Here is a 15,459-nt window from a genome sequence, read left to right as displayed (position 1 = left end):
AACCTACTTAAAGGATTACAATCGAATCGGACTAAATTAGCAAAGTAACATAAGGAGGATTACAAAGCTATGTCCGACCTCAACCGAGGAATCATGAAATTTAAGGATGCAGACTCTCCCACCCTAGTCACATTCTCGACTTTACTGCTGTTAGGTTCGATTGCTGTTCTAATTATTTGGGCATTGCAATCAGCCTACGCAGTTAGCTAAGCAGGTATATTATTTGTTGTACTTTTTTCCTATTCATTATTTTCCTGCTGGATTCGTCAGCAGTGTTAGTAGGGGCACTAACAATCTAAAATGTACCAATAGTCAACAGAAAATGTTAGATTTTAGATTTTTAGATTGTCAATCTAGAATCCCTAATCAAACATGATAGAACTTTGGGGTGCCCTAATTATTTTAACTGTCTGCCCAATCCTGGGTTCACTACCTTTGATTGCTTGGATTGTCCAAGCTTTTACAGGCAGACAATTAGCACAGGTTGGTACTGGCAACATTAGCGTATCAGCAGCTTTTTATCATGGTGGTACATTAACGGGAATTCTGGCAGTTTTGTCAGAAGCATTCAAAGGTGTTGCGGCTGTTTTTATTGCCCGCGCATTTTTTCCTCAGGGTACATCTTGGGAATTGATTGCATTAATTACCTTAGTCGTAGGTAGGTATGCGGTAGGTAGAGGAGCTGGTACTACCAATGTGGTATGGGGATTTACAGTTCATGATCCCTTGGTAGCAGCATTCGTCTTTTTACTCGCAAGCATTAGTTTTACCATAGTCCGCGATCGCCAGATGGCAAAGTATGGGGTATTGCTGTTATTCCCCATCATAGAAGCTCTTTTACACATTGAGGATGTGCCGAGAATCATGGCTGCGGTAGTCCTTGCGGGCTTACTAGCTTGGATTTATCGGCAAATTCCTGATGATCTAGAACTTCCCGTTGAAGAAGCCCAACCAGAATCCCAAGCTGCATTACAATTTTTTCGTGGCGATCGAAAAATACTATCCCTGGATGATGAATTGAATCAGGGGATGGTAGGCCATAAAGCAGCGAGATTATCCGAAATTAGGCGCTGGGGTTATCCAGTGCCTAAAGGTTGGGTATTGCCTCCCTATGATGACCCAGAAGTATTAATTGAAATTCTCCACCCCTCCGAATTATCACCATTGGTAGTCAGATCAACTGCTATCGGTGAAGATTCAGAACAAGCTTCCGGTGCGGGACAGTATGAAACCATTCTCAATGTTACCACTAAAGAGGGACTAAAATCTGCGATCGCTAGAGTGCAGGAATCTTATCAAAATCCCAATGCCGTCCAATACCGTAATTCTTTGGGTTTGCAAGAAACTGCTATGGCAGTATTAATTCAGCAGCAAATCCGGGGGGTATTTTCTGGGGTGGCATTTAGCCGTGATCCCATGACTCAGCAAGGGGATGCGGTGGTGATTGAAGCCTTACCAGGCAATCCCAATGAATTAGTTGCTGGCAAAATTACCCCAGAACAGTACTGTGCTTTTGTGGTAGATACAGAAAATTTCTCCTTTGTGCAATTAGAGGGAGAAGGTAGAGTTCCAGCAGTTTTAATTAAACAAGTCGCCTACCTAGCTCGGCACTTAGAAGATAGATATCATGGAGTTCCCCAAGATATTGAATGGAGTTATGATGGTCAAACCCTATGGGTATTGCAAGCACGTCCAATTACAACCCTGCTACCAATTTGGACGAGGAAAATTGCTGCGGAGGTGATTCCCGGTATTATTCACCCCCTCACTTGGTCAATCAATCGCCCCTTAACCTGTGGAGTTTGGGGAGGAATTTTTACCATTGCCTTGGGTAGTCGTGCTTTTGGGCTAGATTTTAATGAAACAGCAACACTCCATTACTCTAGAGCTTATTTTAATGCGTCCCTTTTAGGAACGATTTTTCGGCGCATGGGTTTACCACCGGAAAGTCTCGAGTTTTTAACTAGGGGAGCAAAATTAAGTAAGCCTCCTCTCAGCTCGACATTACAAAATTTGTCCGGTTTATTCAGGTTGTTGGGTAGGGAATTAACTTTAGTTAGGGATTTTCAACGAGACGATAAAAAGTACTTTGCTCCTGGTTTATCTCAATTAGCTCAAGAATCTGTTGATATCCTGGACATACAGGAAATATTGGCAAGAATTGACTCCATATTAGAACTTTTGCGCCGTGCCACTTATTACAGTATTTTTGCTCCCTTAAGTGCCTCATTACGGCAAGCATTATTGCGGGTAAAAGATAATAAAATTGATAATAGTTTGACACCAGAAGTCTCAGCTTTACAGAGCTTGGATCGATTAGCTGCATCTGCCAAAGAAATATTTCCTGAATTCGATCCAGAAACCTTGTTTGAGGATTTAGCACTTTCTGTCAAAGGAAAGGAAATTCTGACAGAATTTGAACAATGGTTACAGAAATATGGCTATTTGAGCGAAGTTGGTACAGATATTGCCGTTTCTACGTGGAAGGAAGAACCTCATTTAGTCAAGCAATTATTTATACAGCTAATGCAGGGAAACCCAGCTTCCCAAAATCAAACAACTCCCAGTAAAAAAACCGGAGGATTCGTCCAAAGACGAGTAGACTTGAAAGGAAAAGTCACAGAAACTTATTCCCGATTTTTGGCTGAATTACGTTGGTCATTTATTGCCTTAGAACAACTTTGGTTAGAGTCAGGGATATTATTAGAATCTGGAGATATCTTTTTTTTAGAATTTGAAGAAATACGATTTTTAATCGAACGTGCTGATGTAGATTTTATTTACGAATTACAAAATAAAATACAAATTAGGCGATCGCAACGAGAAAAAGATAGGCAAATTCAGGCTGTACCCCTTTTGGTATATGGTAATTCACCACCACCACCCCTAACTCCCTCCTCATTTTATTCTGGTCAAACTTTACAAGGCATTCCTGCAAGTCATGGACAAGTAGAAGGAAGAGTCAAGGTGTTACGCAACTTTGACTCCCTACCGGAAGTTAATAAGGAAATAATTTTGGTAGTACCTTATACTGATTCTGGATGGACTCTATTATTGGCCCAAGCTGGGGGATTGATTGCAGAAGCTGGTGGTAGGTTATCACATGGTGCGATCGTTGCTCGGGAATACGGGATTCCCGCAGTCATGAATGTTCATAATGCAACATTGCTACTCCAGGATGAGCAATGGGTAAGGGTTGATGGTTCTAGGGGAATAGTTGAAGTATCAGACGACTTAAGACCACGATAGGAGTTGATAGTTGGTAGTTGGTAGTTGGTAATTGGTAGTTGATAGTTATTTCATCTCCCCACACTTCCCATACTCCCCCACACTCCCCACACCTTCCCTCCCTCACTCCTTCACACCTTCCCTCCTTGCCTCTTTCACACCTTCCCTCCTTTCCTCTTTCACTCCTTCCCTCCCTCACTCCTTCACACCTTCCCTCCTTCCCTCTTCCAAACTAGCAGCCAATTCAATTGCCTCATTGCGAGTAGAAACCCTACCCTCTACTTGAGCTAAAGCAATCTCCGTCAGCAGTTCTCCAATAAATGGTGATGGTGGAATTTTTAGTGATATCATGATGTCCTGCCCACTCACCAGAGGGGTAGGATAAGCAACCAGATCATCAGGGTTAAGGTAGCGGCTGATTAAGGGTGCGATCGCTTCTACTGAGCAATTATAAGCTAAGGCAAACACAGCCAATGCTGGAAATACAGCACCCACTTCCTGAAAGAAAAAATACTGCTCTCGTAATGACATCTGATTAGTTTTTAACTGTGGCGCAAGCTTCAAAATTGTAGTCACAGCTCTAATTTCTACACGGCTATAGGTCAAGGAATTTAGCTCTGCTGCTGCTACATCTGGCTCGGGATGAACAAGACAAGCCAGTTTCGCTATCCCCAACCAAGTAGTTTTGACTGTATCCTTGATAAATCCTTGTATTTTTAATCCTAAGGGTTGCCAAGTTTTTGCCAATTCCACCACTGCTGCGTCCACTGCTGCTAATTGAGAGAAGCTCTCAGAATTAGCATAGGGAAAAAAGGGCTGAATTAAACCATCTTGCCAAGCAGTTTGCAACCAAGGAGTACCAGTCGCACTAGCCAAAAGATAACCTAGTTCTACCCTCACCCTTTCTAACGCTACTTGAGTAATATTTGATGCTAGATTGCGAATAATTCCTTGGGTATTGGTTTCAATGGCAAAACCCAATTGAGAGGCTTGACGATAAGCGCGTAACAATCGTAAAGGATCATCTGACAAATTATCAGGGGATACCATTCTTAACAGCTTAGCGTCTAAATCTACACAACCTTGTAGAGGATCAATCATTTCTTGGGTATGAGGATTATAAGCGATCGCATTCACCGTAAAATCTCGCCGACGTAGATCAGTTGCTAAACTATTTCCTTCTTGTTGAGCAAAATCAACGGTAGCATGGGGAAATACCACCCGAGCAATTTTTCTGGCTGGATCGAGGATGACAAAACCAGCTTGATAATATTTAGCAATATGTCGCGCTGTTTGGATCGCATCTGATGGTAAAACAAAATCTAGATCCAAATATTCACTACTTCTGCCTAAAATCCCATCTCGCACTGCACCACCAACCATGTAAACTGGTTGTGGCAGTAATTCCAGGTCAAATGGCCAAGTTTCAGGAGAGAAGGGAGAAACAACGGAGCCTTGCATTGTAATAAAAATAAACCCAATAGATAGTGAATAAAATTTCTACTTAAGTTAGATTAACAATAAAGTCCCTTACAATCGCTCTGGTTATGTGTATTTGCATTAACTGCCAATATGTAGATCGCTGTCTGACTTACCACGCAGTGGAAACCCAACATCAACAACTGCATTTGACAGAAACTCCAGATTTTGAGCCTAATGAGCCTTCCATTAATGTTAATATTCGTTCCCAGGCAGATGTGATTGAAATGGAATGGGATGTTGTTGGTTGTCTGAGCTTTAAAGAAGAAAAGGGTAAGTGGTCTAAGTTGCGTCCCGGTGAATTAGTACCAACTTGAGAATTTGGAGTGAAGGAATGGAAGAGTGGAAGAGTGGAAGAGTGAGGGAGTGAAGGAGTGAGGGAGTGAAGGAGTGAAGAATAATAATATTGTTTTTCTTTGTTCCCTTTTTGCCTTATTCTACGGTGCTGTGTAGATTTTTGTGTAGTAACATTTGGCGCGATCTTTGGAACATAAATTTGTTCCAAGGGGATTCAATTTTATTTACCCGATATCCCAGCTTGAAATACAGATGCTGTGCTTGATAGTTATTTTCCAATACATGAAGGTATAGATCCTGAAAACCCCAATTTAGAGCCATTTGATCGCAAGCCTTCAATAAACTAGAAGCAGCTCCCTGACGACGATATTGAGGATTAACAGCTAAATTCGATAGGTAAGGAAAACTTCTATTACTTCTATTTAAATTATTCCAGGATTCGCTGAAACGTACAGCCATTTCTACAGTCCCCACAATATGATTAATTCCGGCGATGGAATCTACAGCCACTAAACAAATGTGGTGGGGAGCAGGTAATGTTAAACGATGTCTTAAGTCTTCATAAATACCCAAACGTAGGAGAGGGAAAGCCCATCCCCACACACCATGTCGGGAGTGAAAGCTTTCAGCAATAATTTGGGCAACACCAGTCAAATCAGAGGATGTCGCCACCCGCACTTGAAATAGGCATGAAGCTTGAGTGGGAGTGTTAGCAATTGGTTCTTGTTGAGATGAGTTAAAAAACCAGGAAGTCAAGGTAAGTTTAGTTGTGATTGGATCGGAGGAAAATATTTTCAAATATCCATATCCTAGAACACCTTAACAGAATATGGGAAAAATAGGGGTAAAACTGTTAAGAGTTACTGGTTAAGAGTTCCCTACCTCCACCACAGGACTTTTATGCCTAACGGCACGCTCTGCGAACAGCAAGCCCTACATAGCAGTTAGCCCTTATAGGTTAGCGATGAGAGGATGTCAAATAACGGTAGAGTAGCCCAGTAATAATTGCTGGTATTTCTAAATGAGGTAAAACTCCAGCCCCAGGAATACTATGAAACCCTTGAATTATCTCAGGATTAAGGCGGGAAAGTCGCCGTCCTTGCTCGGTATTACTAAAACGAGATTGCTCTCCCCAAACAAAAATTGTCGGTACTTTTAGCTCTTGCATATACTCGGACAAATCAAAGCATAAATCGCCTTTTAAAGAAGACAAGGCAGCATATTCTGCATTTGGTTTAACTGCTGAGGCTAGATAAGCTGCGACAATTTCATCATTAATACGCGATCGCTCGGCAAATAAAAATTGTTCTAGAAAGTTACGCACGGCTAATTCATTAGCCGCTCCAAGCCCATAAATAATCCGATCTAACCCTGGAATCCCTACTAGCTGAGATACCAATTCTTTGCCATAATCAGCTCCAAAATCCCGATATCCAGAAGGACAAACTAAAAACAATCCTCGGAATAATTGTGGCTGTTGAATGGCTAAACGAATAGTCAACCCAGCAGTGAGGGAAGAAGCAACAACCCAAGCAGGTTCTACAGCTACTTCTACAAGTAGAGTTTGAATTAGGTTGAGATAGTCTTGAGGATGATATTCTCTCGCAGGATGGTCAGAATCTCCCCAACCAATTAAATCGGGAGCAATTACTTGATGGATAGCAGCAAAACCAGGATAAATCTTTGACCATTCATAGGCGGATGAGCCTCCTCCCAAACTATGTAGAAATACAAGAGGTGATGATTTGACTCCTAATGAATATCCTTCGGTTAATGATGCTTGCCAAAAGTTTAAATCTGGGATGGAGTAAACCATCTGTCCTAAATTGGTGTCTAGAACGCACTGTTTAAAACCAGGAGGTTGGAAATTCAGCATGGAGTAACGATTTGCGCCTGTGTCTTTAGAACTGGATATACTTAACAATAGACATTTTTAATATATAGCACTACGCGCAAATCAAAAGCCAAAAGTGATCCTGCAGCGCACTCCGAAGGAATAAAAATTTTACTGCTCATAGGTTTGGTGCTTCAACAATGTCCTAACGGTTCGACTTCGCTCAGGGCTAACCTAATTGTGTAGTATTATATTTTCCTAAGTATCTGGAATTTGCGGTGACATCATGTATATAAATATATAGCTAATTTTTCGGGGGTAACTAAAATGAGAATCAGAGCTGGTATTTTTACCATTGGTAAACCAAGAAAAATTGAAGCAGCTTATAGCTTGTTAAAATATAAATATGCTCAGAGAAAATTGGCCAGATTCACCAGTCGTAGAACACCTCCAAAAACCCTAGGTAGACCAGTTAAAACAGAAAGTGGCGGTACAGCATAGTTAGTAAGTTATCCCATGAACGCTTCAGGTATTGGGATAAACACAAAAATACCCTCCTTGATCATGAAGAGGGTTAGGTTTTTATAATTTTGATATTAAATATAATACCTTTCCAAGATTACTCTCAGCTCGACTTTGTCCAAAATTAATAACTTAGTTTTCTTTACAATGTTTGCGACACATACATTTTTCGTAGGGGCACGGCATCCACAATCTTTTGGTATATAAAATTATCTTACTGGTGCCGTGCCCTTACCCATATGTCGCATTCTTTTTTTTAATTGATATTAAGCTTTTCTTTCTTTCCATCTGTCCCAATAATTTTTCCAATTGGTATAACAAGTAATAAAAGGACTCAACATAAAAATACCCTCCTCGTCACCGAAGAGGGTTAAATAAATAACGTGGGAAAAATTGCTTACAGTTGCTTCACTTCAGAAACTAACTTCGCTACCATATCCTTAGCACTACCAAACAACATGGTAGTTTTATCCTTGTAGAACAAATCATTATCTACACCAGCAAAACCAACACTCATACCCCGCTTAATAACAATAGTATGCTTGGCCTTGTCTACCTCTAAAATAGGCATACCATAAATTGGACTCTTGTCATCGGTACGAGCAGAAGGATTGACTACATCATTAGCACCGATTACCAAGGCGACATCAGTTTGCTCCAACTGGGGATTGATATCATCCATGTCGTGCAGTTGCTCATAGGGCACATTCGCCTCTGCCAGTAATACATTCATATGCCCCGGCATCCTTCCAGCTACAGGGTGAATTGCATATTTAACATCTACACTCAACTTTTCCAGCTGATCTGCTAATTCTCTTACACTGTGTTGCGCTTGAGCTACAGCCATCCCGTAACCAGGAACAATGACCACAGAACGGGCATAACCCAACATCATAGCCCCTTCTTCGGGATCGATGCTGTGGACAACTTTATCTGTTGCTCCCCCAGCCCCAGCTGCACCAGCGACTGCACCTGCACCAGTACCAAAAGCACTGAACAGCACACTGAATAGGGAACGGTTCATAGCCTTACACATAATCTCCGTCAGGATTAAACCTGATGCTCCCACCAATGCACCGGCGATAATTAACATATTGTTCATTACCACAAAACCAGCCGCAGCAGCCGCTAAACCAGAAAATGAGTTCAATAAAGAAATCACCACCGGCATATCACCCCCACCAATGGGAATGACGAACATCACACCTAATACTAAAGAGACTCCTACCACTCCTAAGAATATGGGTAGATTAGTGGGATCGATTAATAAAAAAGCACCACCGACTAAATAAGAACCCAGCAGTAAAGCATTTATGGGTTGCTGCAAAGGAAATGTTATTGGCGAACCACTCATGATTCCCTGTAGTTTTGCAAAAGCGATCGCACTACCTGTAAAGGTAACACCACCAATTAGCACATCCAGCAGCATGGAAATACTGGCATCTAAGGGGACAGACTGAGATGCACCTAATAAACGCCAAAATTCAGCCACAGCCACCAGAGCCGAGGCAGAACCACCCAAACCATTCAACAAACCCACCATTTGGGGCATTTGGGTCATTTCTACTTTATAGGCTGCGATCGCACCAATAGCCGATCCGATTGCCAAGCCCAACAAAATCATTTGGTAGTTCAACACCTGCTGATCCAGCAATGTCACCACTACCGCCAATAACATACCCACAGCAGCCATCACATTACCGTTTCTGGCTGTAGCTGGTGAACCTAACTTTTTCAAACCGAGAATAAAGAGGGAGGCTGCAAGCAAGTATGTCAGCTGAATCCCAGTTGGTATTAAATCGCTCATGCCTTAATCTCCTTCTTCTTAAACATTTGCAACATCCGATCTGTCACCAGGAAACCACCGACTACGTTAATCGTTGCCAGAACCACCGCAATTAAACCTAGAATTACGGATATTTTCCACTCCTGAGCACCGGAAGCCACGATTGCTCCCAGTACGGAAATACCGGAAATCGCATTCGATCCCGACATCAGGGGAGTATGCAAGGTAGGAGGGACTTTATTAATCACCTCAAACCCAACAAATGCTGCCAAAGCAAACACAAATAAAGCTGCAATTAATGCTTCTGTCATTGATATTCAAACTCCTGTAATTGATAAATGGGGAGTGTGGGAAGTACGGGGAGTGAGAGAGTGGGAGAGTGAGAGAGTGAAGGTTGATGGTTAATGGTTGGGAGTTAAGATTTTTTATCTTTCATTCCTTCCCTCCTTCCTTCTTTCTCTCTTCCCCTCTTTCCCCCTAACTCCTTCTCTCCTAACTAATTGCTGACTGTTCGGCTTTTAGGGCATCTTGTACCCGTGAGTTACGAATTTCTCCGGCGTGGGTAATGCAAGCCGCATCAATGATGTCATCGGCAAAATTTACCTCTAATTGCCCATCTTTATTAATCAGTAGTTGGATTAATGATGTCAGGTTCTTGGCATACAACTGGCTAGCATGAACTGGTAGGGATGATGGTAAATTTATTGGGCCAATGATAGTCACACCATTGACGACAATATCTTTGCCAGGAGCTGTACAAGCACAGTTACCACCCTGCTCTGCTGCTAAATCCACGATTGTTGCTCCTGGTTTCATTTGCGATACCATCTCCTCTGTCACCAACAAAGGAGCTTTCTTCCCAGGAACTTGAGCCGTGGTAATGACTACATCAGCATTCTTGACGTGGGATGTGACAAGTTCTTGAGTTTTTTGCTTGCTGTCTTCAGAAATTTCTTTGGCGTAGCCCCCAGCAGTTGCTGTATCTTCATCTAATTTAACTTCAACAAACTTTGCCCCTAAACTTTGTACTTCTTCCTTGACAGCAGGGCGAATATCAAAAGCCTCCACAATTGCTCCCAATCGCCGAGCAGTAGCGATCGCTTGTAATCCTGCGACCCCAGCTCCCATAATAAACACCTTCGCCGGGGCAATTGTACCAGCAGCAGTTGTCAGCATGGGGAAATACTTTGGTAAAGCTGCTGCTGCAATCAATGCTGCCTTATATCCCGCGATCGATGCCTGAGAAGACAAAGCATCCATACTTTGTGCCCTAGTGGTACGGGGGATCATCTCCATACTCAAGGCACTTACTTGGCGTTCAGCCAAATGACTAGCTAATTTTGGATTTCCTAGGGGATTTAAAAATCCAATTAATATAGCTCCTGGTTTGAGTAAATCAATTTCCGAATGCCCATCTTCCCGATCTTGAGGAGGACTAACTTTGAGGAGGATATCAGCCTCGCTCCATAACTTGTGGGGATCGGTGATAACTGTTGCTCCTGCTGCTTCATAATCAGCATCAGTAAAAAAAGCTCTCTCACCCGCACCAGATTCCACCCATACCTCTAAGCCTTTCTTTACCAATTTGGCGACGATATCGGGAATTAGGGCAACACGACGTTCGCAAACTTCAATTTCCTTAGCTACTGCTATCTTCATGAAATCTCCTTGAGATAAATACTTATTGCGATGCAAGTGGTGAAATTTTGTTGTTCAGCCGACAATAGGCACAGTTTATTTGTCTAAATGGCTATCAATACTGAGTTGTTTGAGTTGTTGCAATTCAGATGATGTGACTCCTCTTTGTTTCATCTTAATTGCTCCAGGCAAAACCTAGACTATGCCCCTTATGGATATCAGAATTTCTAGATACTTGCATTCGTTTGCATATTGCAAATCCTATGTTGATCCCCAGTTTGAGTATCTCTTTTTCCAAATTGTTTTAGGGATTAAACATTTTTCTTATCCCCTCGTTACAATTTGCAATACTAATCAATCAGGCAAAGTTATATATAAACTAATCATAACCGATGTTTTTTAGCAGTGAAGTTATTCGCAATCTCAATTTACATTAAGTCGATTCAGAGTGATTCTATATATTTACTTAAATGAGGTGGGAAAACATTTAAATTAATATAAAGATTTTCCCAGCCACCATATTTCCTTATTCTCTTCATGAAATAAAACTGATCCAATTACATAGCAGAATCTTTTAACAGTTAACATTAATAAAACTGGGTAATAAAACCAATCGAAACAGTTAAATGCAAGGAATAATGGCTCCTTAGTTCAAGCCCCTTGTCCTCTTCCTGGAATTATTCCCTCTGCTCCCTGCCTCTTAATCCCTACTCCCTACTCCCTACTCCCTGCTCCCTGCTCCTTGTCATCATATACAGGCACTTTTAGTATTCAAACTCTGTCCATTTGACTCAAGCTAGTAGTAAAGTTTAGTTACGAACGTTTGACCAATTGAGTGCGATAACATATTTGTTCTTACTCTAGGAGCTTAACTATGCGACGTTTACTTTCCAGTTTAGCCATAACCAGCTGTTTGTTAACAAGTTTCACCTTGCCCAATACTTCTTTGGCTGGTGGTTTGACCCTATTTAGCGGTGTCAAGCGTGGATATCAATTGCCCTTCCATTTAGATTTTTCTGGTCGTCGGGGAGCCTGGGATCGATACCGGCTAAGAATTCCCAGTAAAAAAATGAAATTTGCAGCTGCCCGATTTATTGTCGCCTATCCCAAAAACTATAAAGGAAGCTTTGATCCCAAGAAGATTGCGGTCAAGGTTGGAGGCAAAAAAGTGAAATTATCTAAGAAAAAATGGGACAAGGACAATCGTATAATTGAAATCTATCCCGAAGAGCCAGTACCAGCAGGATCTAGGGTAGAGTTGGTATTATCTAATGTTCGCAATCCAAATTCTAGCGGCATGTTTTATTTCCAATGTCTGATGAGATCTCCTGGAGATGTGCCACTATCCCGCTACGTCGGAACATGGATTTTGGGTGTTGATTAACCAATGGAACACCAAAAAATAAATTAACCAATTTCTGGACTAGAACTACTTGCTTCACTCCTCCTGCTCCTTGCTCCATTGCATTCCAAGCGATTAATTTTTTTTGGGAAGTCCCCAATCCCAGGACTGGAAACGGCAGCAGTATATGGGAAAGAGATAAAAACTTGACACTCTCGTTTGCTAATAACTGATCCATATCTGAGCAATTAGTTTTTCCTGAGAAAGCACATCATAAGTGATATAATAATAGATTGTGACTTTTTATAAAAAATCACCTTAGAGGACAACAATATGCAGAGAACCTTGGGCGGCACTTGTCGCAAGAGAAAAAGAACCTCCGGTTTTCGGGCTCGGATGCGGACACCAGATGGTAGAAATGTTATTAGGGCTAGGAGAAAGAAAGGACGGCATCGTCTTAGCGTTTAAAGTTCTCCAGCGAATACCAGCAGTGGCTTTGCCCAAAGCAAATCGATTAAAGTCCCGCCAAGATTTTCAAGCAGTCTTCCGGGGAGGATTTCGCTGTCATGGTTCTTATTTAACATTAAGAGCCTTACGGCCATCATTATCAAAAAATCCTTCTCAGAATGCTGCTAAGCTGAATTGCGTCCCTTCTCCCACACGCATTGCCATCTCTATTAGTACCAAAGTTAGTAAGCGGGCAGTAGTACGCAATAAAATCAAACGTCAAATTGCCGCAGCTCTATATAAATTATTGCCCAAATTATCCCCAGGATGGCGATTAGTAGTGGTTGTAAAACCAACAGCAGCAGAATGGGAGTGCATAAGCCAACAATTTCTGCAAGAATTAAAGCAGTTGCTGGTAAAAACTGAGGTGTTAAATGGGCATTCGTGAAGAAGTTTATTATGAAGGTGGCCCCCATATAGGAGATTTAATTCTCAGTATCTTGATTGGGTTCACAATTGTGGGTTTACCATTGACAGTGGGGGCAATTGTCAGGGCATTGTGGTTGCGCTTCCGCATCACTGATCGGCGGATTTCAGTCATCGGCGGCTGGATGGGACGCGATCGCACTGATATAATTTACTCAGAAATTGTCAAAATAGCTAAGGTTCCCCGTGGCATTGGCTTATGGGGTGATATGGCACTAACTCTCAGAGATGGTAGTCGTTTAGAAATGCGAGCTGTTCCCAGATTTAGGGAAATTTATGATTACATCGATGAAAGAGTTGCTGCAAAAAATCCCAACAAAATTGGTGCGATTAAAAAGTGAGTCAATTTCGGCTGCTAAAATTTAGTGATTTCGTTTTGATAATTAGCTAAATTCCAGTAAAGTACTGGCAGCTAAAATATACAAACTTTCATGGATAATGTGCGGCTATCCGAAATCTAACAAGATTCCCATCTAAATCATGATTTAGATAAATTAGATTCAGTTAATTTATAGTACCTCAGGTTGAATTCAGAATAATGGATTTTGGTATCAGCTTTCTCTCGAACAACGTGATGTTGCCAATCATAGACTTGTTCTATGGGATTGTACCTAGCTATGGGTTGGCGATCGTAGCTTTGACACTGATCATTCGCTTTGCACTCTATCCTTTGAGTGCTGGTTCCATCCGTAATATGCGGCGAATGCGAATCGTCAATCCCTTGATGCAAAAGCGGATGCAAGAAATCAAGGAACGTCATAAGGACAATCCGCAAAAACAGCAAGAGGAAATGGTTAACGTCCAAAAGGAATTTGGCAATCCTTTGGGAGGGTGTTTACCCTTACTGTTCCAAATGCCAGTTTTATTAGCTCTATTTGCTACCTTGCGAGGTTCGCCTTTTGCCGGTGTAAATTACACTGTCAACTTGCAAATCTTACCCGCCGAACAAATTGAGAGAATTCAACCACAAGCCTTTGCCACTGCCCCACAAAATATATATATAACTGATGGTGAACATATGAAGGTAGCTGCCATTCTACCTGGTGGGAATAAGTTAGCAGTGGGAGAAAATACAAAGATTCAATATCAGTCTGAGGAAGGCAAACCTTTTTCCGAGCTGATGACGGAACATCCGGAAAATCAGCTCACACCGGAATGGACAGTTACCAAAGGAGCAGAAAGGGTAAATATTGATGCCGATGGTAATATCGAGGCTTTGCAACCTGGAGATGTTACTATCCAAGGTAAAATACCGGGATTGGCAGCAGAAAAAGGATTCCTCTTTATTCAAGCCTTGGGTCGAATTGGTGCAACTGAGCCAGATGGTACTATTCATTGGGATATTGTTGCCATGGTGCTGATGTTTGGCGTTACCCTATACATTAGCCAAGTTCTTTCTGGACAAAATTCCACCAGTGGAAATCCCCAGCAGGAAACAATTAACAAAATCACTCCAGTTCTTTTTTCCGGAATGTTTTTGTTCTTTCCCCTGCCAGCAGGTGTATTAATGTACATGGTAATTGGTAACATTTTCCAAACCCTACAAACTTATATTCTGTCTCGGGAACCATTACCAGAAGAATTACAAAAAATTGTAGATGCCCAGGAAAAAGATGCAGAAGGGAAAGGCCAACAAGCTTTACCTTTTGAACCAAAAAGTTCTAAGAAAAAGGCTACAGGTTAATAATGACTGATAGTCCCAGACAACGAGGTCAGCAGTGGTTAAAAACACTGCTGAAAAAATCTGGAATTACTGATGATGTTGATATTCAGGTAGAATTAGATACAAATCATGAGCTGCCAGAACAAAAAACCTATTGGTTGACAATCGATAAAACCAATTTGACCCCAGAGCAAATCCAGGTATTGATTGGTGATAGAGGCTCAGTCTTGGATGCTATTCAGTATTTAGCTAATTCTATTCTCAACTTAAATCAGTCACCAGAGGAGCAAGGTTCGTACACCATTGAATTAGATGGCTATCGTGTCAAGAGGCAAGGAGAAATCCAAGCTATGGCACAATCAGCCATTCAGGAAGTGCGGGCTACCGGTCAAGAAGTGATCATTAAATCCCTAAGTTCATCTGAACGCCGACAAGTCCATAGTTTATTACAGGACTTTACTGATCTAAAAACCTTCAGTCGAGGGAAAGAACCTAATCGGCATTTAGTAGTATGTCTGGCTTCTATGGAATAAATAGATACCAAAATCTAAACCTCTAATCCACATGCTATGGATTTTTTCTAAAGAGACGTGATACTTTCACGTCTCTTAACGTGATTTATCAAAATAAAATATAAAATTGAAAATGGTATAAATTATTAGCATCCGTAGTAATTTTAATGCGGTAAATCTCTTAAATATCTTGTTTAAATTGAACAACAAATTGATATAAGTTTT

General features: G+C 41.4%; 16 protein-coding genes. 10 read left to right on the top strand and 6 right to left on the bottom strand.

What is annotated here, in order from left to right; all coding sequences use genetic code 11:
- The first annotated feature begins 69 nt into the window (after positions 1 to 69).
- Positions 70 to 210, top strand: a complete 141-nt coding sequence (locus tag CALSC_RS27075; RefSeq protein ID WP_200817693.1) for a hypothetical protein — start codon at positions 70 to 72, stop codon at positions 208 to 210.
- 162 nt (positions 211 to 372) lie between these two features.
- Positions 373 to 3,249, top strand: coding sequence for a glycerol-3-phosphate acyltransferase (locus CALSC_RS19540; protein WP_088242956.1), 2,877 nt, complete (start codon positions 373 to 375; stop codon positions 3,247 to 3,249).
- A 174-nt stretch (positions 3,250 to 3,423) separates the two neighbouring features.
- Here the strand turns inward: CALSC_RS19540 and CALSC_RS19535 are convergent, their stop codons facing one another.
- Complete coding sequence (locus tag CALSC_RS19535) at positions 3,424 to 4,689, bottom strand: tRNA nucleotidyltransferase/poly(A) polymerase family protein (protein WP_088242955.1); 1,266 nt, start codon at positions 4,687 to 4,689, stop codon at positions 3,424 to 3,426.
- Positions 4,690 to 4,775: 86 nt separating this feature from the next.
- Here CALSC_RS19535 and CALSC_RS19530 point away from each other — a divergent pair, with 86 nt between their 5' ends.
- Positions 4,776 to 5,024 carry a Ycf34 family protein gene (locus tag CALSC_RS19530; RefSeq protein WP_088242954.1) on the top strand — a complete coding sequence of 83 codons (249 nt, stop codon included), beginning with the start codon at positions 4,776 to 4,778 and terminating at the stop codon, positions 5,022 to 5,024.
- Between the two features lie 115 nt (positions 5,025 to 5,139).
- On the opposite strand, the gene CALSC_RS19525 is transcribed toward CALSC_RS19530, so the two are convergent.
- Positions 5,140 to 5,802 (bottom strand): GNAT family N-acetyltransferase, encoded by a 663-nt coding sequence (locus CALSC_RS19525; RefSeq protein WP_235006864.1) that lies wholly within the window; start codon positions 5,800 to 5,802, stop codon positions 5,140 to 5,142.
- A 160-nt stretch (positions 5,803 to 5,962) separates the two neighbouring features.
- Positions 5,963 to 6,880: an alpha/beta fold hydrolase gene (locus tag CALSC_RS19520; RefSeq protein WP_088242952.1), complete on the bottom strand. Its 918-nt coding sequence runs from the start codon at positions 6,878 to 6,880 to the stop codon at positions 5,963 to 5,965.
- Between the two features lie 285 nt (positions 6,881 to 7,165).
- Here CALSC_RS19520 and CALSC_RS26625 point away from each other — a divergent pair, with 285 nt between their 5' ends.
- Complete coding sequence (locus CALSC_RS26625) at positions 7,166 to 7,339, top strand: hypothetical protein (RefSeq protein ID WP_159460649.1); 174 nt, start codon at positions 7,166 to 7,168, stop codon at positions 7,337 to 7,339.
- A gap of 418 nt (positions 7,340 to 7,757) precedes the next feature.
- On the opposite strand, the gene CALSC_RS19515 is transcribed toward CALSC_RS26625, so the two are convergent.
- From CALSC_RS19515 to CALSC_RS19505, 3 genes are all read right to left on the bottom strand, one after another.
- Positions 7,758 to 9,167, bottom strand: coding sequence for an NAD(P)(+) transhydrogenase (Re/Si-specific) subunit beta (locus CALSC_RS19515; protein WP_088242951.1), 1,410 nt, complete (start codon positions 9,165 to 9,167; stop codon positions 7,758 to 7,760).
- Positions 9,164 to 9,457 (bottom strand): NAD(P) transhydrogenase subunit alpha, encoded by a 294-nt coding sequence (locus CALSC_RS19510; protein ID WP_088242950.1) that lies wholly within the window; start codon positions 9,455 to 9,457, stop codon positions 9,164 to 9,166. Before CALSC_RS19510 ends, CALSC_RS19515 begins: the two co-directional genes overlap by 4 nt.
- Positions 9,458 to 9,638: 181 nt before the next feature.
- Entirely contained in the window at positions 9,639 to 10,805 is a 1,167-nt protein-coding gene (locus tag CALSC_RS19505) for a Re/Si-specific NAD(P)(+) transhydrogenase subunit alpha (RefSeq protein WP_088242949.1), read from the bottom strand.
- 853 nt (positions 10,806 to 11,658) lie between these two features.
- Here CALSC_RS19505 and CALSC_RS19500 point away from each other — a divergent pair.
- The 6 genes from CALSC_RS19500 to CALSC_RS19475 all read left to right on the top strand — a co-directional run bounded on the left by CALSC_RS19500 (position 11,659) and on the right by CALSC_RS19475 (position 15,255).
- Complete coding sequence (locus tag CALSC_RS19500; protein WP_088242948.1) at positions 11,659 to 12,168, top strand: DUF2808 domain-containing protein; 510 nt, start codon at positions 11,659 to 11,661, stop codon at positions 12,166 to 12,168.
- 291 nt (positions 12,169 to 12,459) lie between these two features.
- Complete coding sequence (rpmH, locus tag CALSC_RS19495) at positions 12,460 to 12,594, top strand: 50S ribosomal protein L34 (RefSeq protein ID WP_088242947.1); 135 nt, start codon at positions 12,460 to 12,462, stop codon at positions 12,592 to 12,594.
- 22 nt (positions 12,595 to 12,616) lie between these two features.
- Entirely contained in the window at positions 12,617 to 13,021 is a 405-nt protein-coding gene (gene rnpA / locus CALSC_RS19490; protein WP_088242946.1) for a ribonuclease P protein component, read from the top strand.
- Complete coding sequence (locus tag CALSC_RS19485) at positions 13,008 to 13,400, top strand: PH domain-containing protein (RefSeq protein ID WP_088242945.1); 393 nt, start codon at positions 13,008 to 13,010, stop codon at positions 13,398 to 13,400. Before rnpA ends, CALSC_RS19485 begins: the two co-directional genes overlap by 14 nt.
- A 197-nt stretch (positions 13,401 to 13,597) precedes the next feature.
- Complete coding sequence (gene yidC / locus CALSC_RS19480; protein ID WP_088242944.1) at positions 13,598 to 14,743, top strand: membrane protein insertase YidC; 1,146 nt, start codon at positions 13,598 to 13,600, stop codon at positions 14,741 to 14,743.
- Between the two features lie 2 nt (positions 14,744 to 14,745).
- Positions 14,746 to 15,255, top strand: coding sequence for a Jag family protein (locus CALSC_RS19475; protein ID WP_407641956.1), 510 nt, complete (start codon positions 14,746 to 14,748; stop codon positions 15,253 to 15,255).
- Positions 15,256 to 15,459 lie beyond the last annotated feature (204 nt).

Origin of the sequence: Calothrix rhizosoleniae SC01 (assembly GCF_900185595.1) — a bacterium.
Classification (GTDB): Bacteria; Cyanobacteriota; Cyanobacteriia; order Cyanobacteriales; family Nostocaceae; genus Calothrix_A; species Calothrix_A rhizosoleniae.
The sequence above is the reverse complement of the archived record's forward strand: the minus strand, read 5'-3'. Positions and strand labels throughout refer to the sequence as shown.

Bases quoted from the DNA above. Each gene is read 5' to 3' on its own strand.
- CALSC_RS27075 (WP_200817693.1), top strand. From the start codon at position 70: ATGTCCGACCTCAACCGAGGAATCATGAAATTTAAGGATGCAGACTCT.
- CALSC_RS19540 (WP_088242956.1), top strand. From the start codon at position 373: ATGATAGAACTTTGGGGTGCCCTAATTATTTTAACTGTCTGCCCAATC.
- CALSC_RS19535 (WP_088242955.1), bottom strand. From the start codon at position 4,689: ATGCAAGGCTCCGTTGTTTCTCCCTTCTCTCCTGAAACTTGGCCATTT.
- CALSC_RS19530 (WP_088242954.1), top strand. From the start codon at position 4,776: ATGTGTATTTGCATTAACTGCCAATATGTAGATCGCTGTCTGACTTAC.
- CALSC_RS19520 (WP_088242952.1), bottom strand. From the start codon at position 6,880: ATGCTGAATTTCCAACCTCCTGGTTTTAAACAGTGCGTTCTAGACACC.
- CALSC_RS26625 (WP_159460649.1), top strand. From the start codon at position 7,166: ATGAGAATCAGAGCTGGTATTTTTACCATTGGTAAACCAAGAAAAATT.
- CALSC_RS19515 (WP_088242951.1), bottom strand. From the start codon at position 9,167: ATGAGCGATTTAATACCAACTGGGATTCAGCTGACATACTTGCTTGCA.
- CALSC_RS19510 (WP_088242950.1), bottom strand. From the start codon at position 9,457: ATGACAGAAGCATTAATTGCAGCTTTATTTGTGTTTGCTTTGGCAGCA.
- CALSC_RS19505 (WP_088242949.1), bottom strand. From the start codon at position 10,805: ATGAAGATAGCAGTAGCTAAGGAAATTGAAGTTTGCGAACGTCGTGTT.
- CALSC_RS19500 (WP_088242948.1), top strand. From the start codon at position 11,659: ATGCGACGTTTACTTTCCAGTTTAGCCATAACCAGCTGTTTGTTAACA.
- rpmH (WP_088242947.1), top strand. From the start codon at position 12,460: ATGCAGAGAACCTTGGGCGGCACTTGTCGCAAGAGAAAAAGAACCTCC.
- CALSC_RS19485 (WP_088242945.1), top strand. From the start codon at position 13,008: ATGGGCATTCGTGAAGAAGTTTATTATGAAGGTGGCCCCCATATAGGA.
- yidC (WP_088242944.1), top strand. From the start codon at position 13,598: ATGGATTTTGGTATCAGCTTTCTCTCGAACAACGTGATGTTGCCAATC.
- CALSC_RS19475 (WP_407641956.1), top strand. From the start codon at position 14,746: ATGACTGATAGTCCCAGACAACGAGGTCAGCAGTGGTTAAAAACACTG.